Source organism: Streptomyces sp. NPDC006743 (assembly GCF_040703815.1).
GTDB lineage: Bacteria > Actinomycetota > Actinomycetes > Streptomycetales > Streptomycetaceae > Streptomyces.
On record NZ_JBEYJA010000006.1, the window covers coordinates 171,933 to 198,145 of the forward strand.

The following is a 26,213-nucleotide window of genomic DNA, read 5'->3' on the forward strand; positions in this document are numbered from 1 at the left end:
TAAGCCGGTCTGGAACGACCGGTCAAGTAATCGGGCTCGTTCTTCAGACGCTGCGGACCCCGTACGCCGTCACCCGCACCCGCTCGTCGTCCAGGCACCGGCCGGAGGTGAGGTCGAAGCGCTGCTTCAGCAGCGGCGAGGCGACGAACGAGCGGCCCCCGTGGGTGCCGGTCAGACCGCGGGAGAGCACCGCCGCGCCGGTGAACGGGTCCCGGTTGTCGATCGCGTACAGGCGGCCGGACCGGTCGCGGAAGAGAGCCGCCTGGCGGCCGTCCGGCAGCAGGGCCGCGACACCGCGGCCGGGCAGCAGCGCGCCCAGGTCGCACACGGTGTACCAGCCGTCGTCGAGCCGGAGCTGGACCTTCCCCGCGGTGGTCCGGGCGGCCGGTGCGGTCCGGGTGGTCCCGGTGAGCCGGGTGGTCCCGGTGGCCTCGGTGGTCTCGGTGGCGAGGGTCATCGCTGGGCGCTTCCTTCCAGGGCGTCGTGGGCCGGCCGCAGGCCGAGGGAGAGCAGCGGCAGGTCGGGCTTCATCTGGTCGCGTTCGGGCACGAACCCGACGACCGGGTCGGGGGTGTCGGGGGCGTTGACGAAGGACACGAACCGGGCGAGCTTGTCCGGGTCGTTGACCGTCTCGGCCCACTCGTCGCGGTAGTGGGAGACGTGCGCGGCCATCTGGGACTCCAGCTCGGCGCAGATGCCGAGCGAGTCGTGGACCACCACGTCCCGTACGTGGTCCAGGCCGCCGGGGATCCGCTCCAGCCACACGCTGGTGCGCTCCAGCCTGTCGGCGGTGCGGATGTAGAACATGAGGAACCGGTCGATCAGCCGGACCAGTTCGGCGTCGGACAGGTCCTGGGCGAGCAGGTCGGCGTGGCGCGGGGTGGCGCCGCCGTTCCCGCCGACGTACAGGTTCCAGCCGTTCGCGGTGGCGATCACCCCGAAGTCCTTCGACTGGGCCTCGGCGCACTCGCGGGCGCACCCGGAGACCGCCGACTTCAGCTTGTGCGGCGAGCGCAGGCCCCGGTAGCGCAGCTCCAGGTCGATCGCCATGCGGACGGAGTCCTGGACGCCGAAGCGGCACCAGGTCTGCCCCACGCAGGACTTCACCGTGCGCAGCGACTTGCCGTACGCGTGCCCCGACTCGAAGCCCGCGTCCACCAGCCGGGACCAGATCAGCGGCAGCTGCTCGACGCGGGCGCCGAACATGTCGATGCGCTGACCGCCGGTGATCTTCGTGTAGAGGCCGAAGTCCCGGGCGATCTCCCCGATCACGATCAGCTTCTCCGGCGCGATCTCCCCGCCGGGGATGCGCGGCACCACGGAGTACGAGCCGTTCCTCTGGAGGTTGGCCAGGAAGTGGTCGTTGGTGTCCTGGAGGGCGGCCTGCTCGCCGTCGAGGACGTAGCCGCCGGCGCCGATCACCGGGGCGAGGGAGGCGATGACCGAGGCGACCGCCGGCTTGCAGGTCTCGCAGCCGTCGCCGCCCCGGGCCTCCTCGCGGCCGTAGCCGTCCAGCAGTTCCTGGTAGGAGGTGAGGCGCAGGGCCCGGACGATCTCGTACAGCTCCTCGCGGGTCTGCGCGAAACAGCCGCACAGGCCCTTGTCGACCTCGACGCCGCTCGCCTCCAGCTCGGCGTCGACCAACTGGGTGAGCACCTTGACGCAGGACCCGCACCCGGTGCCGGCCCGGGTGCACTTCTTCACCTCGGGCACGCTCGTGCACGCGTGGCCGGTGACCGCGCCGCGGATCGTGCCCTTGGTCACGTTGTGGCAGGAGCAGATCACCGCGTCGTCGGGGAGGGCGGCCGGGCCGAGCTGCGCGGGCGCGCCGGCACCGGCCGGGAGCACCAGCGACTCGGGGGAGACCGGGGGCACCGAGCCGGTGAACGCGCGCAGCGTGCCGTACGCCTCCGCGTCACCGACCAGGATGCCGCCGAGCAGGGTGCCGTCCCGGCCGATGACCAGCTTCTTGTACAGGCCCGCCCGGGAGTCGGAGTAGACGACGTCCAGACAGTCCTCGGCGGTGCCGTGCGCGTCGCCGAAGGAGGCCACGTCCACGCCGAGCAGCTTGAGCTTCGTGGACAGGTCGGCGCCGGTGAACGCCGGGGCTTCCCCCTCGTCGGCGGCGATGGCGGCCGCCGCCGTCTCGGCCTGCTCGTAGCCGGGCGCGACCAGGCCGTAGACCCGGCCGTCGACCGCCTGCGCGCACTCGCCGATCGCGAACACGTGCGGGTCGGTGACCGTACGGCACTGCGCGTCCACGCTGATCCCGCCGCGCTCGCCGACCGCGAGGCCGCTGTCGCGGGCCAGCTGGTCGCGGGGGCGGACACCGGCGCTGAACACCACCATGTCGGTGGCGAGTTCGGAGCCGTCGGACAGCCTCATGCCGGTGACCGCGCCGTCCGGGCCGGCCATGATCTCCTGGGTGCCCGTGCCGGTGTGCACGGTCAGCCCCATCTGCTCGATGGTGCGCAGCAGGGCCGCGCCGCCGCCCTCGTCGACCTGCACCGGCATCAGGCGCGGCGCGAACTCCACGATGTGGGTGGCCAGTCCGAGGCCCTTGAGGGCGCCGGCCGCCTCCAGGCCGAGCAGCCCGCCGCCGACCACCGCGCCGGTCCTCGCCCGCCCGGCGGCGTACGCCTCGATGGCGAGCAGGTCCTCGATGGTGCGGTAGACGAAACAGCCCTCGGCGTCCTTGCCGGGCACCGGCGGCACGAAGGGGTAGGAGCCGGTGGCGAGGACGAGCACGTCGTAACCGACGGTGAGACCGGAGCGGGCGGTGACCCGGCGCGCCTCGCGGTCGATCGTCTCGGCCGGGTCGCCCAGGTGCAGTTCGATGCCGTGGGCGTCGAGGAACGCGCTGTCGGTGAGGGAGAGCTCCTCGGCGGTGCGGCCCGAGAAGTACGAGGTGAGCTGGACGCGGTCGTAGGCGGGACGCGGCTCCTCGCACAGCACGACCACGCGGTGCGTGGCGGTCAGGCCGCGCTCGGCGAGCGCTTCGAGGAAGCGCTGGCCGACCATGCCGTGGCCGACGAGCACGATCGTGGGCACCGGGCCGAGGGCGGCGCCGGTGGCCTGCGTGGCGCCGGTGGCCTGCGTGGCGGTGGGGGCGTTCGCGGCCGCGGTGGCGGGGGTGGCGGTCATTCAGGAGCCTCCGTCAGGGGTGAGCAGGTGGAGCAGGGGGCCGCCGTCCGTGGGGAGCGGCTCTGCTCCCTCCCAGGCGCGGGCGAGCGCGCCGACGGTGCCGAGTTCGCCGACGAGGACCCCGCCGACCAGCCGGTCGCCGCGCACGACGACCCGGCGGTAGGTGCCGCGGGTGGCGTCGGCGAGCTGCACGACGTCGTCGCCGGGGCGGACGTCCGTCTCCCCGAACGCGGCCAGGTCCAAGGGGGAGTCCGGGCCGTGCAGGGTGAGCCGGGTGAGCGAGCGGGTGCCGGTGTAGGGGGACGCGGCCGTGCCCGTGAGCAGCCCGGCCAGCGCGGCCACCTGTTCGAGGGCGGGGGCGGCGAGCCCGTAGACCGTGCCGGCGTGCTCGGCGCAGTCGCCGACGGCGCGGATGTGCGGATCCGAGGTGCGCAGTGCGCCGTCGACGACGACGCCCTCGCGGACGGTGAGGCCCGCGTCCTCGGCGAGCCCCGTGCGCGGGCGCACCCCGCACGCCAGGACCACGAGGTCGGCGTCGAGGGCGTACCCGTCGGCCAGTTCCACCGAGCGGACCGCGCCGCCCACGCAGCGCACGTCCCGGACCCGGCACTCGGTGTGCACCTCCACGCCGAGGCCGCGCAGGTGCCGCAGCACGAGCCGGGACGCGCCCGGGTCGAGCTGCCGCTCCATCAGCCGCTCGGCCTGCTGCGCGAGCACCACCTGCGCGCCCCGCTCGGCCAGCGCCCGCGCGGCGGACACCCCGAGCAGCCCGCCGCCGACCACCACCGCCCGCGCCCCGGGCCGCAGTGCCGCGGACAGGCGCAGGCAGTCGTCCATCGTGCGGAAGGCGTGGACGCCCGCGGGCAGTTCGTGGCCGGCGCGGAACAGGCCGCGCAGCGGCGGCAGCACGGGGTTGGAGCCGGTGGCCAGGACCAGTGTGCCGTAGCCGATGGCCGAGCCGTCCGCGCAGCGCACCTCGCGGGCCGCGCGGTCGATGCCCACGACGCGGGCGCGGACCAGCGCGGGCGGCGCGGGCAGCGTGATCACCTCGGGGGCGTACCGGCCGGCCAGCACCTCCGCGAGCAGCACCCGGTTGTACGGCCGGTGCTCCTCCTCGCCGACGACCAGCGCGGGCGTGCCCAGCTCACCGAGCCGCCGGGCGAGCGTCACGCCCGCGAGTCCGGCACCGATCACCACCACACGCGCATCCGAGGTCATGCCACGAGCGTGCGGCGCGGAGGTTACCCGGTGGCATCGCCTCTGTTTCCCGCCAGGAACGCTGCCCTCAGCGAGGGCGGGCGGGCACTGTGAGGCGGCCGGGGAGCGGCTGATGCCGGCGGGAGCGCGGGGAGGACGGCCGGGGGCCGGCTGATGCCGGCGGAGGAAGCGGGGAGGACGGCCGGGGGCCGGCTGATGCCGGCGGAGGAAGCGGGGAGGACGGCCGGGGCCCGGATGATGCCGGCCGGTGGCTCGGAGGGCCGGCCGGAGGCGGGTGCCGCCGTCCCACCTCAGAAGACGCTCATATGCGTGGACCGGGCACGTACCGCCTCCCTAGAGTCATGATCATGCCCGACATATCCCTGACCGTGGTCCTCCTCCTCTGCCTCGCCGCGCTCGCGGCCGGGTGGATCGACGCCGTGGTCGGCGGGGGCGGGCTCCTGCTGCTGCCGGTGCTGCTGCTCGGGCTGCCCTCCGGGACCGCGGCGGCGTCCGCGCTCGGGACCAACAAGGCCGTCGCCATCGTCGGGACCTCCGGCGCGGCGGTGACCTACGCGCGCCGGGCGCCCGTGGACGTGCGCCTGGCCGTGCGGATCGGTCTCGCGGCGCTCGCCGGGTCCTGCGCCGGGGCGCTGTGCGCGGCCGGTATGAGCACCGACGTGCTGAAACCGGTGATCATGGTGGTGCTGCTCGCCGTGGGGGCGTTCGTGATCCTGCGCCCGGCGTTCGGCACGGCCCCGGCGCCCGGCCCGGCCACCCGCCGCCAGGTCCTCGCGGCGATCGGCCTCGCGGGCCTGGGCATCGGCTTCTACGACGGGTTCATCGGCCCGGGCACCGGCACGTTCCTGGTGCTGGCGCTGACCGCCGTGCTCCACCTGGACCTGGTGACCGCCTCCGCCACCGCCAAGATCGTCAACTGCTGCACCAACGCCGGTGCCCTGGCCACCTTCGCCTGGCAGGGCGCGGTGCTGTGGCAACTGGCCGCCGTCATGGCCGTGTTCAACCTCGCGGGCGGGATGCTGGGCGCCCGCACCGCGCTGAAGAAGGGCAGCGGCTTCGTCCGGGTCGTGCTGCTGAGCGTGGTCCTCGCCCTGGTGGTGAACCTGGCGTACCAGCAGTGGGTGGCGTGAGCGCGCGGCGGCCGACGACCGGCGAGCGGCGCGAGCGTGCTCCTGCCCGGCCCTGCTGTCAGCGGCGCGAGCGCGCACCGAGGGGCGTGGGGAGCCCCTGTCCCGCCGTCAGCGGCTGCCGGTCAGGTGGGCGAAGACGACGACGTTGCCCTGGTAGCCGGTGGCCTTGGAGTAACCGCCGCCGCAGGTGATCACCCGCAGCTCCGGGCGCTCCGCGGCGCCGTAGACCTTCTTGTCGGGGAAGTCCTTCGCCGCGTACACCTCGATCGCGTCCACGGTGAACACCGCGACCCCGCCGTCGCGGCGGTCCACCTCGATCACGCTGTCCTTCTTCAGGGCGCCGAGGTCGTAGAAGACGGCGGGACCCTGCGTGTTGTCGACGTGGCCGGCGACGATCGCGGTGCCGCGCTCGCCGGGGGTGGTGCCGGACTCGTACCAGCCGGCCAGGTTCTTGTCGGCGGCGGGCGGGACGTCGAGGCTGCCGGACGGGGTGAGGCCCAGCCCCATCAGGGGGGCGTCCACCCGGATCGAGGGGATCCGGATGCGGGTGGGCGGGGACGGCGGCAGCGCGGGCGCGCCCAGGCGCTGCGCGCCGGGGTCGGGCGTGCCCTCGGCCGCGGCGGGCTGGGGCGGGGCGTGCGTCGTGTCCGCGCCGTTCAGCAGCCACACGCCGCAGCAGAGGCTGACGACGGTGACGGCTGCTATCGCACAGTCGCCGATCCTGCGCATGGGAACCCCTCTCCCGGACGGGTACTGCGGTCGTGCCCCCCGCCCCCTCCGGGCCGCGAGGGGCGTCGCACCCGGAGGGGGAGGGGACGTGCGGTACCTGCGGACGGACAGCGGAGGGTGTCCGTCAGATCCCGTCGCCTCTCGCCCGGCGATGCAGGAGCCAGGTACCGCCCGCGGCGGCGACGGCGAGAGCCGCCACGCCGGCCGCGGTCTGCACGGGGTCGTGGCCCAGGGCGCCGCCGACCCCCGTCTTCACACTTCCCCGGGGCTCCACCTGCTGCCCCTGCGCCGCGGTCAGCGTGACCACCAGGTCGCCCCGGACCTCCCGGCCGCCCGCGGCGCACTCCGCGACGATCTCGTACGTCCCCGGCTGGGCGCTCTCGGGGACCCGGAACTGCCCGATCGCGTCGCCCTCGTGCGTGCTGGGGGCCAGCGGGAAGGGCCCGGCGCCCACCGCGCTGGCGTCGCCCGCCGCGGAGGACTTCTCGCCGCACGCCTTGGTGTTCACGGTGACCTGCCCGCCCGGCACCACCGAGGAGGGGTACACCTCCAGGGTGGTCGCGGCCGGACCGGCGGGGCGCGCGGCCACGGGAGCGGTGTCCGCGCCGTACGCGGGCCCGGCGAGGGCGCTCACGGCGGCGACGGCGAGCGCGGCCCCGGTCACGGCCCCGGCCGGCAGACGTGCGGTACGTCGCATCGGTGCTCCTTAGAGCTGCTCAGCGGTCGGGACACGGCCCGCGGCACCGGCATGTGCCGCCGTCGTCGCGTCCCTGCCCTTCCGAGGTAAGTGGCACATGCGCCCGTCCGCTTCCTGAGAGACCGTCAGAAATACGATGAACGGGTGCTGCCGCTTCCGGCGCGCCGCGCACGGTCACCTCCCTTTGCCCAGGTCAGCGGGCACGCCCTGACGGAGCGTCGGAATTTTCCCGAAGGGGGCGGCGGGCGGCGGTGAACGGGTGAGCGGGACGCGCGGACCCCGCGCTTGACCTCAAGCAAGGTTGAGCTATCAGGCTGTCCCGCATGAACACCACCACGGCGCCCGGTGCGCCCCTGAACGTCACCCTCGTCCTCGGCAGCAACCGTCACGGCCGCTTCGGCCCCGTGGTCGCCGACTGGCTCCTGACCCGCCTGCGGGAGCGGCCCGGCCTCGCCGTACAGGTCGTGGACGTGGCCGAGGCGGCCGCCCTCCCGACGACCCTGGAGCCGGGCCCGGAGGCGAGGGCGGCCCTGGCGGAGATCACCCCGAAGCTGGCGTCCGCCGACGCGTTCGTCGTCCTCACCCCGGAGTACAACCACTCCTTCCCGGCCGGCCTCAAGAACCTCATCGACTGGCACTACACCGAATGGCAGGCCAAGCCGGTCGCCCTCGCCTCCTACGGCGGTGTCGCCGGCGGTCTGCGCGCCGTCGAACACCTGCGGCAGGTCTTCGCCGAACTGCACGCGGTCACCGTCCGCGACACGGTCTCCTTCGCCAACGCGGGCGACTCCTTCGACGGCGAAGGCAACCTGAAGGACCCCACCGCCCCGGACGCGGCGGCGAAGGTGATGCTGGACCGCCTGGAATGGTGGGGGCGCTCCCTGCGGGAGGCCAGGGAGCGCACGCCGTACGGGGGTTGAGGGCGGACACGGACCCCTCCACCCGCGGTGGCAGGGCTACCGCCGGGGTTTACCGCCGGGTTACGGCACCGGGTTGACGCCGCGGTGCCGGTACGCCCCGTAGGTTCGGCGCCGACACGGTTCCCGGCGCGCGGTCCCGGCAGGACACGAGTCCGACGGCCCCCCGCGCGGTCATCGCTGCGGCCGACGCAGCAGAGGAGGAGCACATCCATGTCCCTGCGCAGAACTTTCGCGGCCCTCGCCACGACAGCCGCCCTGGCCGGAGGCGGCTTGGTCCTCACCGCACCCGCCGAAGCGGCCCCGCTGTGCGATCCCTGGGGTGCGACCGGCACCGCGGGCGACATCGGCGGGGCATACGCGCACGGGGACATGTGCATCTTCAACGTCGACAACCGCCCGAGCGTCGACGTGTACCTGAAGGACACGGTCGCGGACGGCAAGTCGGCGTGCGTCCAGCTGCACGCCACCTACGCCGACGGCGGAACCCGCGACGAGTGGGTCTACAACAGCGGCGGAGCCGGTTCGGAGAAGCACGCCTACTACACGTACGCCTCGAACCTGCGCGGCATCTGGGTGCGGGAAGGCCTGGGGAAAGGCGGGGTGTGTACGGTCATGGCCTCCGGGGTGCACACCATCTACAAGTACTGAGCCCACCGGTCCCCCGATACCGAGCCCGCCGGTACCGCATCCGCCGGCACAGGACGAACGGCCGCCTCCGCCGTGCGGGCGGGGGCGGCCGTCGTGTCCGGCGGGCGGGGTCAGTTCACGCTGACCGCGCTCCACGCCGCCGCCACCGCGGCGTACTCCGCGGAACCGGCGCCGTACAGGTCCTTCGCCGCGTCGAGGGTCGCCGTCCGGGCGGCCGCGTAGTTCGTCGAGGACGTCATGTAGACCGTGAGGGCCCGGTACCAGATCTTGCCGAGCTTGTCGTGGCCGATGCCCGTCACCGTGGAGTTGTTGCAGGTGGGGGAGTTGTACGCGACCCCGTTGATCGTCTTGGCGCCGCTGCCCTCGGCCAGCAGGTAGGCGAAGTGGTTGGCGACGCCCGAGGAGTAGTGCACGTCGAGGTTGCCCACCGAACTGCTCCAGCAGTCGGCCGAGTTGCCGTCCTTGGAGGGCTTGTCCATGTAGCGCAGGGCGGTGCCGCCGAAGCCGGAGCGGACGATGGCCTCGCCGATCAGGTAGTCACCGGGGTCGGCCGGGTTGGCGGCGTACCACTCCACCATCGTGCCCAGGATGTCGGAGGTGGCCTCGTTCAGACCGCCGGACTCGCCCGAGTACGTCAGGGCCGCCGTCTTGGACGTCACGCCGTGCGACATCTCGTGCCCGGCGACGTCGAGGGCGACGAGCGGCCCGAAGGTCGTACCGTCACCGTCGCCGTACGTCATGCAGAAGCAGCTGTCGTCCCAGAAGGCGTTGTTGTAGTTGGTGCCGTAGTGGACGCGGTTGTACGAGCCCTTGCCGTCGCCCGCTATGCCGTTGCGGCCGTGGACGTTCTTGTAGTAGTCCCACGTCTCGTTCGTGCCGTACTGCGCGTCCACCGCCGCCGAGGCGCGGTCCGCCGTCGTGCCCGTGCCCCAGTGGTTGTCGGCGTCCGTGAAGAGGGTGGCGGGGGCCCGCTGGAAGCAGATGCCGAAGATGCACAGGTCGGTCTTGTTCTCCGCGTCGCCCGTGTACGTGTTGCCGCGCGTCGGGTCCTTGAGCTGGTACGCCGACCCGGACTGCGTCGTCTCCAGCGCGACCGTCCCGCTGTAGAGCGACTTGCCGTCGCCCGTCGCCGTCTCGAGGCTGTCCCACGCGTCGATCTGCGCACCGGTGCGCGCGTCGGTCAGGACCGTGCGGGCGACCGGGTTGCCGAGGGAGTCCAGCCCGGCGGCCACCGTGCGCCAGGCCAGGCGGGGCGCGCCGTGCAGGGCGTCGACGACCAGGCCCGGCTTGGCCTTGACCTGCCGGAGGCGGGCGGCGGGGTGGGCGGCGCGCAGCGCGTGCTCGGCGAGGCCGGCGGCCTCCGGGGCGGCGAGGCGCGGGGTGGTGGTCGCCAGTGACACCGTGGTGCGGGTGGCGCGGTTCGCGCCCCGGTAGGTTCCGTCCGGGGCCAGGTGGACCACGAAGTCGCCGCCCAGCACGGGCAGCCGGTCGTACGTGCGGTCGTAGCGGACGTGCTGGGTGCCGTCCTTGTCGACGATCACGTCCCGGACGCTGGTGCGCTCACCGGCGGTCAGCCCCAGGGCTCCGGTGTGCTCGGCGAGCGCCGACGCGGCGTTGCGGACGGCGGTGGCGCGACTGGGTCTGCTCTCCGCGTGGGCGGTGGGGGACAGTGCGGTGGCCAGCAGGGCGGCGGCGGTGGCGGCGACGCCGGCTGCGGCGAGGCGGGAACCTCGGGTGTGCCGTGTCCGACTCATCGGTCTCCTTGAGCGCGGGCGCCTGGGGCGCGCGGGGGTTGCGCTGACGGTGACCAAGATTTAAGTGGGCATGACATGTCATGTCCATAGCGCATGCATCGGGAATGAGGGGCGGGCGGGGGGCTGAGCGGGAAGCCGCGTACCGGCGCGGCGCGGCACGGCACGGGCTGTCGGCGGCCGGACCGGCCCGCCTGCCGGTCCGGAGGACGCTGGCCCGCGCCGTACCGGTCCGGCGAACCGCTACCCGCGCCGTGCCGGTCCGGAGGCGGCTGGCCCGCGCCGTACCGGTCCGGCGAACCGCTACCCGCGCTGCGCCGTTACGCCCGCCCGGCCGTCCGGGGGTGGCACCCCGCCTGCCCGCCCGGCCGGTGGCCGGCGCCCTTCCCCCGCCCTCAGACCAGCAGGTTCAGCCCCTGCGGCACCTCGATGCCGAACTCCTCGTCCGCCACGCGACGCGCCTCCGCCTCGTCCGTGAGCGTGCGCTCGGTGACCGTGCCGTCGGCGCGCGACTCGGTGAACCGGGCGCCGTCCAGCGCGACATGACGCTCCGCCGTGGCCTTCTGCAGATAGGCGCGGCGCGTGAAGGGGGAGCGCGGGTGGGTGCTGACGTGCCAGTTGAACACCTCGAAGTCCGCCGCGGTGAACGGCTCCAGCGTGAAGGCGTACTGGGCGGCCCAGCGCGCCGGCGCGCCGTCGTACGCCTCCAGCGCCCACAGCTCCAGCGGCCCGTCGTGCGGCAGCCGCGCGAACCGGTGCCTGCGCCCGGCGCCCTCGAACTCGGCGCCGAGGACCAGCGGCACCGGCAGGAGCAGCGCCCCCGTCGCCCCGAACCCGACGTCCGCGAGATACGGCCGCGGCTCGCCCGGCACGCCGACGCGCAGCATCATGTGCGTGCGCGGCCGGCTCAGCGGCGAGTCGGCGCCCAGCACGACCCGCGCGGCCAGCCCCGACACCTCGAACCCGAGGGCGCCGAGCGCGCACGCCAGCAGGGAGTTGTGCTCGTAGCAGTAGCCACCGCGCCGGCCGCGCACCATCTTGGCCGTCAGATCCGCCGGGGCCAGGGAGGGCGCGGTGCCGGACAGGGCGTCCAGGTTCTCGAAGGGGAGGGAGAAGGAGTGCGCGAGGTGCACCGCGCGCAGGGTCGCGAGACCGGGCTCCCGGCCGCCCTCCCATCCGATGCGGCGCAGGTAGGCGTCGAGGTCGAACGGTGCGGGCGTGCTGCTCTGGGCGTCGGACATGCCCCGAACCTACGCCCCGCCGCTCCGCCCGCCCCCGGCCCCCGGCCCGGACCCCTCTCGTCCGGTGGTCCTAGGACCGCTCTCCCGCGGCCCCCGGCCCCTCCGCGACCTCCACCCGCACCGCGCACACCTTGAACTCCGGCATCCGCGAGGCCGGGTCCAGCGCCGGATTCGTGAGGGTGTTCGCGCGGCCCTCGCCGGGCCAGTGGAAGGGCATGAACACCGTGTCCGGGCGGATGCCGTCCGTGATCCGCGCGGGAGCGACCGCGCGGCCGCGCCGGGACACGACGGCCAGACGGTCCCCCTCGGCCGCGCCCAGCCGTGCCGCCAGCCGGGGGTGCAGTTCGACGAAGGGGCCGGGCGCGGCGGCGTTCAGCTCGTCCACGCGCCGGGTCTGCGCGCCGGACTGGTACTGGGCGACGACCCGTCCGGTGGTCAGCAGCACCGGGTACGCGTCGTCCGGTTCCTCCGCGCTCGGCCGGTGCGAGACCGCGACGAACCGCGCCCGGCCGTCCTCGGTGGCGAAGCGGTCGAGGAAGAGACGGGGAGTGCCGGGGTGCTGCGCGGGACGGGCACGGCGCGGGGAGCGCGCGGCGCGCACGGGCGGCGGGGAGGCGGTGGCAGCCGGGCTCCCCGGACCAGCGGGGTTCGCCGTGTCCGCCGTGTCTGCGGTGTCTTCCGTGTCTTCCGTGTCCGCCCTGTCTACGGTGTCTGCGGTGTCCGCCGTGAGCCTCGCGCCCGCTGTGCCCGTCCCGCTCGCCCGGCCGTCCGTGTCCCCCGGTCCCTCCGGAGGTGCCGGGCACGGCCAGAACACCCCGTTCTCCTCCGCCAGTCTGCGGTAGGTGATCCCCGAGTAGTCCGCGGGGCCGCCCGCGCTCGCCCGGCGCAGTTCCTCGAAGACCTCCTCCGGGTCCGTCGGGAAACCCTTCTCCACGCCCAGCCGGGCGGCCAGCTCGTGCAGTACCTCCAGGTCACCGCGCACACCGTCGGGCGGGGCGAGGGCGCGGCGCCGCAGCAGCACCCTGCCCTCCAGGTTCGTCGTCGTGCCCGTCTCCTCGGCCCACTGCGTCACCGGCAGGACGACGTCCGCGAGCGCCGCCGTCTCCGACAGCACCACGTCGCACACCGCCAGGAAGTCCAGCGAGCGCAGCCGCTCCTCGACGTGTGCGGCGCGCGGCGCGGACACCACCGGGTTGGAGCCCATCAGCAGCAGTGTGCGGATGTCGGTGCCCAGCGCGTCCAGCAGCTCGTACGCGCTGCGTCCGGGCCCCGGCAGACTGTCCGGGTCCACGCCCCAGACCCCGGCCACGTGCCGCCGGGCCGCCGGGTCGGTCAGCTTGCGGTACCCGGGCAACTGGTCGGCCTTCTGGCCGTGTTCGCGGCCGCCCTGCCCGTTGCCCTGCCCGGTCAGGCAGCCGTACCCGGACAGCGGGCGGCCCGCCCGGCCGGTCGCCAGGCACAGGTTGATCCACGCGCCCACCGTGTCGGTGCCCTTGGCCTGCTGCTCGGGCCCGCGCGCGGTGAGCACCATCGCCGCCTCCGGCTCGCAGAACAGCCGTACGGCTTCCCGCAGGTGCGGGACGGGCACGCCGGTGACCCGTTCCACGTACTCCGGCCAGTGCGCCATGGCCGCCGCCCGCGCCGCGGCCCAGCCGGTGGTGCGCTCGCGGACGTACTCCTCGTCCACCCGCCCCCCGGCGACGACCAGGTGCAGCAGGCCGAGGGCGAGCGCGAGGTCGGTGCCGGGGCGGGGCGCGAGGTGCAGGTCGGCCTGCTCGGCGGTCTTCGTGCGGCGCGGGTCGACCACGATCAGTGTGCCGCCGTTCTCGCGCAGTTCGCTGAAGTACCGCAGCGACGGCGGCATCGTCTCCGCCGGGTTGGAGCCGACGAGGATCACGCACCCCGTCCTCGGGATGTCCTCCAGCGGGAACGGCAGCCCCCGGTCGAGACCGAACGCCAGGGTCGTGGCGGCGGCCGCCGACGACATGCAGAACCGGCCGTTGTAGTCGATCTGCGAGGTGCCGAGCGCCACCCGCGCGAACTTGCCCAGCGCGTACGCCTTCTCGTTGGTCAGCCCGCCCCCGCCGAACACCCCGCACGCGTCCGGACCGTGCTCCCCGCGCGCGCGTGCCAGCGCTCCGGCGATCCGGTCCAGGGCCTCCTCCCAGCCGGCCGGCTCCAGCACGCCCGCGCGCGAGCGCACCAGCGGCGAGGTCAGGCGCACCCGGGAGGAGAGCACCGCGGGGGCCGTACGGCCCTTGCCGCACAGCGCGCCCCGGTTCACCGGGAAGTCCGTGCGCTCACTCACCTCGACGCCCCCGCCGGGCACCGGGGTCAGGTTCATCCCGCACTGCAGGGCGCAGTACGGGCAGTGGGTGGGCGTCGCGGAGGCGGTGCGGGTGTTCGGCATGCCGCTCAGCGTGCGGCGGCCGTGTTACGCGCCCCTACGGCCGCTGTTACGCCGCCGGGACGGTGACCTCCCCGCGCCGGTGCCCGGACGGTGAGGCGGGCGGGCGCCGCTCACCCGGCCCCGGCCAGCGCCCGCGCGACCCCGTGCTCCTGGGGGCCGAGGAACCTCGGGTCCGGCCGGAAGACCGCATCCAGGGCCGCCTTCCCCGCGGCGAACACCTCCCGGGTGCCGCCGTAGTACCAGGTGACGTCGTGCGCGGCCTCGACCCCGACACCGTAGGAGTCGATGCCCGCCGCCTCGCACAGGGCCACCGCCCGCCGGATGTGGAAGCCCTGGCTGACCAGGACCGCCCGGTCCACGCCGAAGATCTTCTTGGCCCGCACGCAGGAGTCCCAGGTGTCGAAACCGGCGTAGTCGGTCACGATCCGGGCGCCGGGGACGCCGTGCTCCGTCAGGTACGCGCGCATGGCGTCCGGTTCGTCGTAGTCCTCGCGGCTGTTGTCGCCGGTGACCAGGAGCACCTTGATCCGGCCTGTCCGGTAGAGCGCCGCCGCCGCGTCCAGGCGGTGCGCCAGGTACGGCGACGGTTCGCCGTGCCACAGGCCCGCGCCGAACACGACGGCCACGTCGGCGTGCGGCGCGTCGGCCGTGGTGCGCAGCCGGTCCCCGGTGGCGACGTACAGCCAGGTCGCCGGAAGCAGCGCCAGCACGCACACGGCCACCACGGCCTGCACCAGGCGCCGCTGCCCGGTCCGCGTGCGCGGCAGGCGCGGTCGGATCCGCATCGGACGGTTCCCCTTCTCCCCCCGCTCGTACCGGTCGTACGGGCCTCGACCAGCTAGGACGAGGCGTGGCGCGGACCGGTTCGCTCCCCGTGTACCGCTCTCGCAACAGCGCACGCGCCCGCGCACGGCCGCCCCGCGCCCTCAAGTCTCCCCGCCCGCGTCCCCCAGCCCCGCGCCGCGCGCGCGAAGTCTCCCGTCCCGCGTCCTCAAGCCTCCCGCCCCGAGCGCGAAGTCTCCCGTCCCCGAACCTCCCCCCGCCCCGCGTCCTCACGCCCCCCGCCGCCGCCCGGCGCACCTCCCACAACACGGCCGACACGGTCACGCAACGGCGGCGCAACCCGCGCGCGCGAGGATCCCCCCATGACGGCCTCGCTCCCGCACGCCCCAGCCGGCCCCGTCCCACCGCCCACGGCCCGACCCGCCCCCGGCCCCTCCACCACCGCCCCACCCGCCCTCGTCCTCGTGGCGCACGGCAGCCGCGACCCGCGCGCGGTGAGCACCGTGCGTGCCCTCATGGAGCGCGTCCGCGCCCTGCGCCCTTCCTTGGCCGTGCGCCTCGGGCACATCGAACTGGACGAACCGCCGCTGCCCGACACCCTGGCCCGTCTCGGCCGGTCCGAGGCGGTGCTCGTCCCGCTGCTGTTCGGGCGCGGCCACCACGTCAAGCGGGACATCCCCGAGATGGCGGCGGCGGCAGCGGCCCGCACGCGCGTGGCCGCGCCGCTCGGCCCGCACCCGCTGCTCGCGCAGGCGCTGCACGCCCGGCTGACCGAGGCGGGCTGGCGTCCGCCGGCCGACGCGGCCGCCCGCCGCGCGAGCGCGGTCGTGCTGGCCGCCGCCGGGTCCCGCGACCCCGAGTCCGCGGCCGGCACCCGCCGCACCGCGCGGCTCCTGTCCGACCGCCTCGGCGTACCCGTCGTCCCCGCCTACGCCTCCGCCGCCGCGCCCACCGTCCCGGAGGCCGTACGCGCGCTGGCCGCCCGCGGCCGGCACCGCGTCGCCGTCGCCTCCTGCTTCACCGCCCCCGGCCGCTTCGCCACCGAGTGCGCCGCCGCCGCACCCGGTCCGGCCGCGGCCCCGCTCGGCGCGCACCCGGCGATGGCCCGCCTGGTCCTCCACCGCTACGACCAGATCCTCACGCCCGCCCCGGCCCCGGCGCGCGCCGCGCTCGTCCCCGTCTGAGCCCCGGCCCGGCCCGCCCCCTCGGCCCGGACGAGCCCGCGGCCGTCCCGCCGGCCGCCCGACGCCGCCCGCCGTGAGCGGACCGTGACGTCCGGTTGTCGGTGGGGGCGCCTACTGTCGAGGCATGGAAGGGATCGATGGGACCGCGGGGACGGCAGGGCCGGCCCCCGAGGCAGCGCCGCCGTACGAGAACCATGTGCCGCCCGTGGGCTACGACCCGGGGTCGGTCGAGCGCTGGGCGGCCGAGCCGGACAAGCGGCCGGGGCGGACCGCGTTCCAGCGCGACCGCGCGCGGGTGCTGCACTCCGCGGCGCTCAGACGGCTGGCCGGCAAGACCCAGGTCGTCACGCCGGACGAGGTCCCGCAGACCGCCGGCGCGTGGGACGCCAGCCCCCGCACCCGGCTCACCCACTCCCTGGAGTGCGCCCAGGTGGGCCGCGAGCTGGGCGCCGCTCTGGGCTGCGACCCCGACCTGGTGGAGGCGGCCTGCCTCTCGCACGACCTGGGCCACCCGCCCTTCGGCCACAACGGCGAGCAGGCGCTCAACGAGTTCGCGCACGACTGCGGGGGCTTCGAGGGCAACGCCCAGTCGCTGCGCCTGCTCACCCGCATCGAACCCAAGCGGTTCGTCACCGGCCCGGCCTCGGGTGAGCCGGTCAGCGTCGGACTCAACCTGACCCGGGCCGCCCTGGACGCCGCCACCAAGTACCCGTGGCCGCGCGGCGCCCACCCCACCGACCCCGCCTCACCCAAGTTCGGGGTCTACGAGGACGACCGGCCGGTCTTCGACTGGCTGCGCCGGGGCGCCCCCGGCACGCGCACCTGCTTCGAGGCCCAGGTCATGGACTGGTCCGACGACGTGGCGTACTCGGTGCACGACGTGGAGGACGGTCTGCACGCCGGCCACATCGACCCCGGCTGCCTGAGAGCCGCCCCCGAACGCCGGGCCGTCTTCGCCGCCGCCGTCGGCCGCTACGTCCCGGCGGACACCGACCACGCCGAGCTGGCCGAGGCCCTGGACCGCCTCCTCGACCAGGAGTGGTGGCCGCACGGGTACGACGGCTCCGCCGTGGCCCAGGCCCGGCTGAAGGACGCCACCAGCCAGCTCATCGGCCGCTTCTGCCTGGCGGCCGAGGGCGCCACCCGGCAGGCGTACGGCGGCGGCCGGCTCACCCGGTACGGCGCGGAGCTGGTCGTGCCGAGAAGCACCCGAATGGAGTGCGCCGTCCTCAAGGCCGTCGCCGACCGGTTCGTCATGCAGCGCACCGAGCAGGAAAGACTCCGCGCCGACCAGCGGATCGTCGTCGCCGAACTCGCCGCGGCGCTCACCGCGCGCGCCCCCGAGGGCCTCGACCCGCAGTTCCGCGCCCTGTTCGGCCGGGCCGGCGACGACCGCGCCCGCAAGCGGGTGATCGTCGACCAGATCGCCTCCCTCACCGATGTCTCGGCCCGCTCGCTTCACGCACGTCTCACGGGGGCAGGCATGACGGCATGAAACCGACAGCGCGCTCGGAGCCGCGGACAAAAGGGGCGCCCGGCTCGCGGTCCCCTTTTGTCAACTCTTACGGACCCCCGTGATACCGCTGTCACCCGTGGGACGAGGGTGACCGCTGAGCCCGGGCCCGGCGCCCGGAGGTGACCCTGCGTGGCCTGATCGGGCCACTCCCTCTTCCCGCATCACGCTCCGTGCGGGACGCTCGCCTGTGGCGGCACACCCGCAGTTCCCCTGGGGGACACCCCCCAGACCCCCGGCAGGAGGCATCAAGTGGTCGACGCGGATCAGACATTCGTCATCGTCGGAGGAGGTCTGGCCGGCGCCAAGGCGGCCGAGACGCTGCGCGCGGAAGGGTTCAGCGGCCGGGTGATCCTCATCTGCGACGAGCGCGACCACCCCTACGAGCGCCCGCCGCTGTCCAAGGGCTACCTGCTCGGCAAGGAGGAACGCGACAGCGTCTTCGTGCAGGAACCCGCCTGGTACGCGCGCCACGACGTCGAGCTGCACCTCGGCCAGACCGTCGTCGCGATCGACCGCGCCGCCAGGACCGTCCACTACGGTGACGACGGCACCCACGTGCGCTACGACAAGCTGCTGCTGGCCACCGGCGCCGAGCCGCGTCGGCTGGACATCCCCGGCACCGGCCTCGCCGGGGTCCACCACCTGCGCCGCCTCGCGCACGCCGAGCGCCTGAAGAACGTCCTGACCCACCTCGGCCGGGACAACGGCCACCTGGTGATCGCGGGCGGCGGCTGGATCGGCCTGGAGGTCGCCGCGGCGGCCCGCGGGTACGGCGCGGAGGTCACCGTCGTCGAGCCGTCCGCCACCCCGCTGCACGGCGTGCTCGGCCCCGAGCTGGGCCAGCTCTTCACCGAGCTGCACCGCGAGCACGGCGTCCGATTCCACTTCGGCGCCCGGCTGACCGAGATCGTCGGCCAGGACGGCATGGTGCTGGCCGCCCGCACCGACGACGGCGAGGAACACCCCTGCCACGACGTGCTCGCCGCGATCGGCGCAGCCCCGCGCACCTCGCTCGCCGAGGCGGCCGGCCTGGAGGTGGCCGACCGGGCGCACGGCGGCGGCATCGTCGTCGACGAACGGCTGCGCACCGCCGACCCCGACATCTTCGCCGCCGGCGACGTGGCCGCCTTCCCGCACCCCCTGTTCGGCACCCGGCTGCGCGTCGAGCACTGGGCCAACGCCCTCAACGGCGGCCCGGCCGCCGCCCGCGCGATGCTCGGCCAGGACCTCACCTACGACCGCGTGCCCTACTTCTTCTCCGACCAGTACGACCTCGGGATGGAGTACAGCGGGTGGGCGCCCCCGGGCTCGTACGACCAGGTGGTGATCCGCGGCGACGCCGGCAAGCGCGAGTTCATCGCGTTCTGGGTGAAGGAGGGCCGCGTGCTGGCCGGGATGAACGTCAACGTGTGGGACGTCACGGACCCGATCCAGCACCTGATCCGCACGAAGACGCAGGTGGACACCGAGGCGCTGGCCGACCCGCACGTGCCGCTGGACACCCTCGCCTCCTGACGCACGGGGATGTCCGAGGGCCCCCGTAGAATTCACGCGTGGCAGGACGGATCAACGACGAGGACGTGAAGGCGGTACGGGACGCGGTCCCGATCGACGCCGTGGTGTCCGAGTACCTCCAGCTGCGGAACGCGGGCGGGGGCAACCTCAAGGGCCTGTGCCCGTTCCACGACGAGAAGTCGCCGTCCTTCCAGGTCAGCCCGAGCAAGGGACTCTTCCACTGCTTCGGCTGCCAGGAGGGCGGCGACACCATCACGTTCGTGATGAAGGTCGACCACCTCACCTTCTCCGAGGCGGTCGAGCGGCTGGCCGCCCAGGCCGGCATCACCCTGCGCTACGAGGAGGGCGGCTACAACCCCGCCCACCAGCGCGGCGAGCGCATCCGCCTGGTCGAGGCGCACAAACTGGCCGCCGACTGGTACGCCGAACAGCTCGCGAGCAGCGCCGAGGCCGAGACCGGCCGGGTCTTCCTCGCCGAGCGCGGCTTCGACCAGGCCGCCGCGCTCCACTTCGGCGTCGGCTACAGCCCGCAGGGCTGGGACCACCTCGTCCGCTTCCTGCGCGGCAAGGGCTTCACCGACAAGGAACTGCTCCTGTCCGGGCTCGCCCAGGAGGGCCGCCGCGGCCCCATCGACCGCTTCCGCGGCCGGCTGATGTGGCCGATCCGCGACATCGGCGGCGAGGTGGTGGGCTTCGGCGCCCGCAAGCTCCACGAGGCGGACACCGGCCCGAAGTACCTCAACACGCCCGAGACGCCGATCTACAAGAAGTCCCAGGTCCTCTACGGCATCGACCTGGCCAAGAAGGAGATCGCCAAGGCCTCCCGGGCGGTCGTCGTCGAGGGCTACACCGACGTCATGGCCTGCCACCTCGCCGGTGTCACCACCGCCATCGCGACCTGCGGCACCGCCTTCGGCGGCGACCACATCAAGATCCTCCGCCGCCTGCTGATGGACAACGGCAGCGCCCGGGTCATCTTCACCTTCGACGGCGACGCGGCCGGGCAGAAGGCCGCGCTGCGGGCCTTCGAGGACGACCAGAAGTTCGCCGCCGAGACGTACATCGCCGTCGCCCCCGACGGCATGGACCCCTGCGAGCTGCGCCTGGCCAAGGGCGACGAGGCTGTCACCGACCTGGTCCAGCCGCGCACCCCGCTCTTCGAGTTCGCGCTGCGCCAGATCGTCGCCCGCTACGACCTGGACACCCCGGCCGGCCGCGCCGCCGCCCTGGACGAGGCCGCGCCGGTCGTCGCCCGGATCAAGAACAGCGGCGCCCAGCACGAGGTCGCCGTCCAGCTCGCCGGGCTCCTCGGCATCCTCGACACCCAGTTCGTGGTCAAGCGGGTCGCGCAACTGGCCCGCTGGGCCCGCGAGCGCGGCTCCGGCCGCAGCGGCGGGCCGGGCCCCGACCGGCAGCAGCGCGGCCCGCAGCAGCACGCCCCCGCCCAGCCCGCCGCCCCCCGCGGCCCCGCGCTCACCCTGCGCAACCCCGTCCACGCCGCCGAGCGGGAGCTGCTCAAGCTCGCCCTCCAGCGGCCCGAGCTGGTCTCCCCGGCCTTCGACGCCTACGGCGTGGACGAGTTCACCGCCCCGCCCTACGCGGCCGTACGCCAGGCGATCCAGGACGCGGGCGGCGCCGAGTACGGGACGGCCGACCCGCAGGAGTACCTGGTCCGCGTCCGGGACGCCGCCCCCGACGACACGGTCCGCGCCATGGTCACCGAGCTGGCCGTGGAGGCGATCATGCGCCGTGTGGTCGACGAGATGTACGCGGGCGAGGTCCTGGTCCGCGTCCGCCGCCGCGCGGTCGAACGCCGCATCCGCGACCTCAACAGCACCGTCGCCCGCCTGGGCACCGGCGGCGACCCGGCCCACCTGGCCGCCGCCCAGAACGAACTGTGGATCCTCCAGCAGTACGACCAGGCACTGGCGGTGAAGGGCGCGGCGGCGCTGTGAGAGACCCCGGGCCACTGCGGTGAGGACTGCCCGGGCGGGGTGATCCCGAGGCGGCCGGTGATCGCCCGGAGCCGCGCCGCCACCGCCGGGTGCCGACGGCCCGCCGCACTCGCGGCGCCGCTCGGCCGATCCGCCGTCGGACGACCCGGATATCCGCCTCGTAACGGACCGGATGCAAAAAGTCACCGCACGCCCCTCGTGGCGGCGATGTGTCGTACTCCACACTGGGGGCCGGTGCCCGAGTTCTCGGAGCGCGGCCGGTCCGTCCCCACGGAGCTTCTCCCGGCGGTCGTGCTCCTCGCGTACGGACGGACAGCGGCGAGGCCGTCGTCCCCTGCCCCCGAGCAGCGCTGCGGCACAGGTCAGCAGCGATCACCCTGGAGGTCGCCCGCGTGCAGACCCAGACCCTCACCCCTACCGACAGCGCCACCGACCTCGTCCTCGGGGCGGCCGTGCCCCCGCAGGACCGGGTCGCGCACCACCCGGAGGCGGCCGATCCGGGCGAGGCGGAGGAGCCGCCCACCGCCGGGGCCGAGGAGCCGCCCACCGGTGAGCCGGAGGCCGACGCCCCCGAGCCCGGCGGACCGGCCGCCGCGCCCGCGCGGGCCGAGAGCGGCGGGCCCTCCGCGGACCTGTTCCGACAGTACCTGCGGGAGATCGGCCGCATCCCGCTGCTCAGCGCGGCCGAGGAGGTGGAACTCGCCCGCCGCGTCGAGGCCGGGCTGTTCGCCGAGGAGAAGCTCGGCAGCACACCCGACCTCGACAGCGGTCTCGCCGTCGACCTGGACCGGCTCGTCGTCCTGGGCCGGATGGCCAAGCGGCGGCTCATCGAGGCCAACCTGCGGCTCGTGGTCTCGGTCGCCAAGCGGTACGTCGGCCGCGGGCTGACCATGCTGGACCTGGTCCAGGAGGGCAACCTGGGGCTGATCCGGGCGGTGGAGAAGTTCGACTACGCCCGCGGCTACAAGTTCTCCACGTACGCGACCTGGTGGATCCGCCAGGCGATGTCCCGGGCGCTGGCCGACCAGGCGCGCACCATCCGCGTGCCCGTCCACGTCGTCGAACTGATCAACCGGGTGGTCCGGGTGCAGCGCCACCTGCTCCAGGAGCGCGGCTACGAGCCCACCCCGGCCGAGGTCGCCGCCCAGCTGGAACTGCCGCCCGAGCGCGTGAGCGAGGTGCTGCGCCTCGCGCAGGAACCCGTCTCCCTGCACGCCCCGGTCGGCGAGGAGGACGACGTCGCCCTCGGCGACCTCATCGAGGACGGCGACGCCGCCTCCCCCGTGGAGTCGGCGGCGTTCCTGCTGCTGCGCGAGCACCTGGCGGCCGTGCTGTCCACGCTGGGGGAGCGCGAGCGCAAGGTCGTCCAGCTCCGCTACGGCCTGGTGGACGGGCGCCCGCGCACCCTGGAGGAGATAGGGCGGCTGTTCGGCGTGACCCGGGAGCGGATCCGCCAGATAGAGTCCAAGACCCTCAGCAAGCTGCGCGACCACACCTTCGCCGACCAGTTGCGCGGCTACCTGGACTGAACGGGGGCCGCGCCCCGGGCGAACCCGGGCAGCGGCCCCCGTCGCGTGTCCCTCGGCCCGCTCAGTCGACCTCGGCGACCGCCTGCGCGAACTGCGCCTTGTACAGGCGTGCGTAGGCCCCGTCGGCGGCCAGCAGTTCCGCGTGGGCGCCCTGTTCGACGATGGCGCCGTTCTCCATGACGAGGATGGTGTCGGCGTCCCGGATGGTGGACAGCCGGTGCGCGATGACGAACGACGTCCTGCCGTGCTGGAGTTTGGCCATCGCCTTCTGGATCAGCACCTCGGTACGGGTGTCGACCGAACTGGTCGCCTCGTCCAGGACGAGGATCACCGGGTCGGACAGGAACGCCCGCGCGATGGTGATGAGCTGCTTCTCACCGGCGCTGACCCCGGTGCCCTCGTCGTCGATCACCGTGTCGTAGCCGTCGGGCAGCGTCCGGACGAACCGGTCGGCGTGCGCGGCCCGCGCCGCCTCCTCTATCTCCCCGCGGGTGACCTCGCGGGAGGCGCCGTAGGCGATGTTCTCCGCGATGGTGCCGCCGAACAGCCAGGTGTCCTGGAGCACCATGCCGATGGCCGAGCGCAGTTCGTCGCGCGACATGCGGGCGATGTCCACACCGTCCAGGGTGATCCGTCCGCCGGTGACGTCGTAGAACCGCATCAGCAGGTTGACCAGCGTGGTCTTGCCCGCGCCGGTCGGGCCGACGATGGCGACCGTGTGGCCCGGCTCGACCTTCAGCGACAGGTCCTCGATGAGCGGCTTGTCCGGTTCGTAGCGGAACGACACGTTCTCCAGCGCGACACGCCCGCGCAGTTCCTCCGGCCGCACGCCGGGCACCGGGTCCGCCTCCTGCTCCTCGGCGTCCAGGAGTTCGAAGACCCGCTCGGCCGAGGCGACGCCCGACTGCACCAGGTTCGCCATCGACGCGACCTGCGTCAGCGGCATCGAGAACTGCCGCGAGTACTGGATGAAGGCCTGCACGTCGCCGATGGACAGCGTGCCCGAGGCGACTCGCAGGCCGCCGACGACCGCGACGAGCACGTAGTTCAGGTTCGACACGAACATCATCAGCGGCTGCATGATGCCGCTGTTGAACTGCGCCCTGAACCCGGCCTCGTACAGCGCCTCGTTCTGCTCGGCGAACTGCTGCGCCGACTCCTCCTGCCGGCCGAACACCTTCACCAGGGCGTGGCCGGTGTACATCTCCTCGATGTGCGCGTTCAGCTTGCCGGTGGAGCGCCACTGCTGCACGAAGTGCGGCTGGGACCGCTTGCCCACGCGGGTCGCCACGACGAACGACAGCGGCACGGTGACCAGCGCGACCAGCGCCAGCAGCCAGGAGACCCAGAACATCACGATGAGCACGCCGACGATGGTCAGCAGCGAGTTGATGAGCTGGCCCATCGACTGGTTCAGGGTCTGCCCGATGTTGTCGATGTCGTTGGTGGCGCGGGAGAGCACCTCACCGCGCTGGCGCTTGTCGAAGTACGACAGCGGCAGCCGCGACAGCTTGGTCTGCACGTCCTCGCGCATCCGGAACATGGTGCGGTTGACCGACCGGTTCACCAGCCGGGTCGCCACCGCCATCAGCAGACCGGCGACGAGGAACGTGCCCAGCGCGAACAGCAGGACCTCGCCGACGGCACCGAAGTCGATGCCCTGGCCGGGGGTGAAGTCCGTGCTCCTGAGCATGTCGGCGACCGATCCCTGGCCGTGCGCGCGCAGTGAGGCGAGGGTCTGGTCCTTGGTCATGCCGGCCGGGAACTGCCGGCCGATGATGCCGGCGAAGACCAGGTCGGTGGCCTTGCCGAGGATCTTCGGCCCGACGACGCTGAGGGTGACGCTCACCACCACGCACGCCAGCAGGATCCCGATCGTGGCCCGTTCGGGTCTGAACTGGCTGATCAGCCGTTTGCCCGATTTCTTGAAGTCCATCGAGCGGCTGTCCGGGGAGCCCCCGGCCATCATCCGCCCCATCGGCCCGGCCATCAGGCAGCCTCCGCTTCCGTCAGCTGGGAGAGCACGATCTCCCGGTACGTCTCGTTGTCCGCCATCAGCTCGTGGTGGCGGCCGGTGCCGACGACCCGTCCCTCGTCCAGGACGATGATCCGGTCGGCGTCGCGGATGGTCGCCACCCGCTGGGCGACGATGACGACGGTCGCCTCGGCGGTCTCGCGGCCCAGCGCGGCGCGCAGGGCCGCGTCGGTGGCGTAGTCGAGCGCGGAGAAGGAGTCGTCGAAGAGGTAGATCTCCGGGCGCTGCACGAGGGTGCGGGCGATGGCCAGGCGCTGGCGCTGGCCGCCGGACACGTTGGTGCCGCCCTGGGCGATGGGCGCGTCGAGCCCGCCCTCCAGCCTGCCGACGAAGTCCTTGGCCTGCGCCACCTCCAGCGCGTGCCACAGTTCCTCGTCGGTGGCGTCCGGGTTGCCGTAGCGCAGGTTGGTGGCGACCGTGCCGGCGAACAGGTACGGCTTCTGCGGCACCATGCCGACGGTCTTCGCCAGCAGCTTCGCGTCCACCGTCCGCACGTCCACGCCGTCGACCAGGACCTCACCCTCCGTCGCGTCGAACAGGCGGGCGACCAGGCCCAGCAGGGTGGACTTGCCGCTGCCGGTCGAGCCGATGACGGCGGTCACCTCGCCGGGGCGGGCGGCCAGGTCGACGGCTCGCAGCACGGGCTCCTCGGCACCCGGGTAGCGGAAGCCCGCCCCGCGCAGCTCCAGGTGGCCGTGGCGGCGCAGCTCCCGCACCGGCGTGAGCGGCGGCACGACGCTGGACTCGGTGGAGAGGACCTCCTGGATACGCTCGGCGCAGACCTCCGCGCGCGGCACCATCATGAACATGAAGGTGGCCATCATGACGGACATCACGATCTGCATCAGGTAGGCCAGGAACGCGGTGAGGTCACCGATCATCATCCCCCCGCTGTCGATGCGGTGCGCGCCGAACCACACCACCGCGATGGACGACAGGTTGACCACCGTCATCACGATCGGGAACATCAGGGCGAGCATCCGGCCGGTGGCCAGGGACATCTCGGTCAGGTCCCCGTTGGCCTCGCGGAAGCGGCCGTTCTCGTACTCGTCGCGGACGAAGGCGCGGATGACGCGGTTGCCGCTGATCTGCTCGCGCAGCACCCGGTTCACCGTGTCCAGGCGGGTCTGCATGGACCGGAACAGCGGGCGCAGCCGGCGCACGATCAGCGTCACGCAGATGCCCAGCACCGGTACGACGGCGACCAGGACCCCCGACAGCGGCACGTCCAGACCGAGGGCCAGGACGACACCGCCCACACACATGATGGGCGCCGACACCATCAGGGTGAACGTCATCAGGGCCAGCATCTGTACCTGCTGGACGTCATTGGTCGTACGCGTGATGAGCGAGGGCGCGCCGAACTGGCCGACCTCGCGCGCCGAGAAGGACTGCACGCGGTCGAAGACGGCGGCCCGCACGTCCCGGCCGAGCGAGGAGGCGGTCTTGGCGCCGTAGTACACGGCGCCGATGTTGCACCCCACCTGCACCAGCGAGACGGCGATCATCACGGCGCCGAACGTCAGGATGTAGTCCGTGTCGCCCTTCACCACACCCTTGTCGATGATGTGGGCGTTCAGGGTGGGCAGGTAGAGGGTGGCGCAGGTCTGCAGGAACTGCAGCAGCACCAGGAGGGTGATGGGTTTCTTGTAGGGCCTGAGATAGGTCCGCAGAAGTCGTATGAGCACGCTGGGTCTCTCGGAGTCGGCGGTGGGGGCGGTCGGTGTCCCCTGGCACCTATCGTCGGACACTCCACCCGCGTTACCTCAACTGATTAACCCGATGGAAGCGCGGGGCGCCGCCTCCCG

At 73.8% G+C, this 26,213-nt stretch carries 18 protein-coding genes and 1 pseudogene; 8 read left to right on the forward strand and 11 right to left on the reverse strand.

The window, feature by feature from the left end:
- Positions 1–43 precede the first annotated feature (43 nt).
- The 3 genes from nirD to ABZ719_RS08080 all read right to left on the reverse strand — a co-directional run bounded on the left by nirD (position 44) and on the right by ABZ719_RS08080 (position 4,362).
- On the reverse strand, positions 44–457 hold the full coding sequence (nirD, locus tag ABZ719_RS08070; RefSeq protein WP_366724357.1) for a nitrite reductase small subunit NirD: 414 nt from the start codon (positions 455–457) through the stop codon (positions 44–46).
- On the reverse strand, positions 454–3,021 hold the full coding sequence (nirB, locus tag ABZ719_RS08075; RefSeq protein WP_366724421.1) for a nitrite reductase large subunit NirB: 2,568 nt from the start codon (positions 3,019–3,021) through the stop codon (positions 454–456). The genes nirD and nirB overlap by 4 nt, the downstream gene beginning before the upstream one ends.
- 123 nt (positions 3,022–3,144) lie before the next feature.
- Positions 3,145–4,362: an FAD-dependent oxidoreductase gene (locus ABZ719_RS08080; RefSeq protein WP_366724358.1), complete on the reverse strand. Its 1,218-nt coding sequence runs from the start codon at positions 4,360–4,362 to the stop codon at positions 3,145–3,147.
- A gap of 347 nt (positions 4,363–4,709) precedes the next feature.
- On the opposite strand from ABZ719_RS08080, the gene ABZ719_RS08085 reads away from it, so the two are divergent.
- Positions 4,710–5,492: a TSUP family transporter gene (locus tag ABZ719_RS08085; RefSeq protein WP_366724359.1), complete on the forward strand. Its 783-nt coding sequence runs from the start codon at positions 4,710–4,712 to the stop codon at positions 5,490–5,492.
- 108 nt (positions 5,493–5,600) lie between these two features.
- On the opposite strand, the gene ABZ719_RS08090 is transcribed toward ABZ719_RS08085, so the two are convergent.
- Together ABZ719_RS08090 and ABZ719_RS08095 are read right to left on the reverse strand one after the other, a co-directional pair.
- Positions 5,601–6,221 carry a class F sortase gene (locus tag ABZ719_RS08090; RefSeq protein WP_366724360.1) on the reverse strand — a complete coding sequence of 207 codons (621 nt, stop codon included), beginning with the start codon at positions 6,219–6,221 and terminating at the stop codon, positions 5,601–5,603.
- A gap of 124 nt (positions 6,222–6,345) precedes the next feature.
- Positions 6,346–6,918 carry a hypothetical protein gene (locus ABZ719_RS08095; protein WP_366724361.1) on the reverse strand — a complete coding sequence of 191 codons (573 nt, stop codon included), beginning with the start codon at positions 6,916–6,918 and terminating at the stop codon, positions 6,346–6,348.
- Between the two features lie 323 nt (positions 6,919–7,241).
- Between ABZ719_RS08095 and ABZ719_RS08100 the strand changes: the two genes are divergently transcribed.
- Both ABZ719_RS08100 and ABZ719_RS08105 read left to right on the forward strand, forming a co-directional pair.
- Positions 7,242–7,838, forward strand: a complete 597-nt coding sequence (locus ABZ719_RS08100) for an NAD(P)H-dependent oxidoreductase (protein WP_366724362.1) — start codon at positions 7,242–7,244, stop codon at positions 7,836–7,838.
- A 210-nt stretch (positions 7,839–8,048) separates the two neighbouring features.
- Entirely contained in the window at positions 8,049–8,486 is a 438-nt protein-coding gene (locus ABZ719_RS08105) for a hypothetical protein (protein WP_366724363.1), read from the forward strand.
- Positions 8,487–8,596: 110 nt separating this feature from the next.
- On the opposite strand, the gene ABZ719_RS08110 is transcribed toward ABZ719_RS08105, so the two are convergent.
- The 4 genes from ABZ719_RS08110 to ABZ719_RS08125 form a co-directional block, all read right to left on the reverse strand.
- Positions 8,597–10,240, reverse strand: a complete 1,644-nt coding sequence (locus tag ABZ719_RS08110; protein ID WP_366724364.1) for a M4 family metallopeptidase — start codon at positions 10,238–10,240, stop codon at positions 8,597–8,599.
- 392 nt (positions 10,241–10,632) lie between these two features.
- Positions 10,633–11,478: an arylamine N-acetyltransferase gene (locus ABZ719_RS08115; protein WP_366724365.1), complete on the reverse strand. Its 846-nt coding sequence runs from the start codon at positions 11,476–11,478 to the stop codon at positions 10,633–10,635.
- 70 nt (positions 11,479–11,548) lie between these two features.
- The gene (locus ABZ719_RS08120) at positions 11,549–13,888 is read right to left on the reverse strand and encodes a molybdopterin oxidoreductase family protein (RefSeq protein WP_366724366.1); all 2,340 of its coding nucleotides are present in this window, start codon (positions 13,886–13,888) and stop codon (positions 11,549–11,551) included.
- A 110-nt stretch (positions 13,889–13,998) separates the two neighbouring features.
- Positions 13,999–14,673, reverse strand: coding sequence for an ElyC/SanA/YdcF family protein (locus ABZ719_RS08125; protein ID WP_366724367.1), 675 nt, complete (start codon positions 14,671–14,673; stop codon positions 13,999–14,001).
- Positions 14,674–15,033: 360 nt separating this feature from the next.
- On the opposite strand from ABZ719_RS08125, the gene ABZ719_RS08130 reads away from it, so the two are divergent.
- The 5 genes and pseudogenes from ABZ719_RS08130 (at position 15,034) to ABZ719_RS08150 (ending at position 22,370) form a co-directional block, all read left to right on the forward strand.
- Complete coding sequence (locus ABZ719_RS08130; protein WP_366724368.1) at positions 15,034–15,855, forward strand: sirohydrochlorin chelatase; 822 nt, start codon at positions 15,034–15,036, stop codon at positions 15,853–15,855.
- A 124-nt stretch (positions 15,856–15,979) separates the two neighbouring features.
- Positions 15,980–17,350 (forward strand): deoxyguanosinetriphosphate triphosphohydrolase, encoded by a 1,371-nt coding sequence (locus ABZ719_RS08135; protein ID WP_366724369.1) that lies wholly within the window; start codon positions 15,980–15,982, stop codon positions 17,348–17,350.
- A 270-nt stretch (positions 17,351–17,620) separates the two neighbouring features.
- Positions 17,621–18,886 (forward strand): FAD-dependent oxidoreductase, encoded by a 1,266-nt coding sequence (locus tag ABZ719_RS08140; protein ID WP_366724370.1) that lies wholly within the window; start codon positions 17,621–17,623, stop codon positions 18,884–18,886.
- A gap of 38 nt (positions 18,887–18,924) precedes the next feature.
- Positions 18,925–20,841: a DNA primase gene (gene dnaG / locus ABZ719_RS08145; protein WP_366724371.1), complete on the forward strand. Its 1,917-nt coding sequence runs from the start codon at positions 18,925–18,927 to the stop codon at positions 20,839–20,841.
- A 234-nt stretch (positions 20,842–21,075) separates the two neighbouring features.
- Positions 21,076–22,370, forward strand: a pseudogene (locus ABZ719_RS08150) (RNA polymerase sigma factor).
- 61 nt (positions 22,371–22,431) lie between these two features.
- Here the strand turns inward: ABZ719_RS08150 and ABZ719_RS08155 are convergent.
- Both ABZ719_RS08155 and ABZ719_RS08160 read right to left on the reverse strand, forming a co-directional pair.
- On the reverse strand, positions 22,432–24,360 hold the full coding sequence (locus ABZ719_RS08155) for an ABC transporter ATP-binding protein (protein ID WP_366724372.1): 1,929 nt from the start codon (positions 24,358–24,360) through the stop codon (positions 22,432–22,434).
- Complete coding sequence (locus ABZ719_RS08160) at positions 24,360–26,093, reverse strand: ABC transporter ATP-binding protein (protein ID WP_366724373.1); 1,734 nt, start codon at positions 26,091–26,093, stop codon at positions 24,360–24,362. The genes ABZ719_RS08155 and ABZ719_RS08160 overlap by 1 nt, the downstream gene beginning before the upstream one ends.
- Positions 26,094–26,213: the final 120 nt, after the last annotated feature.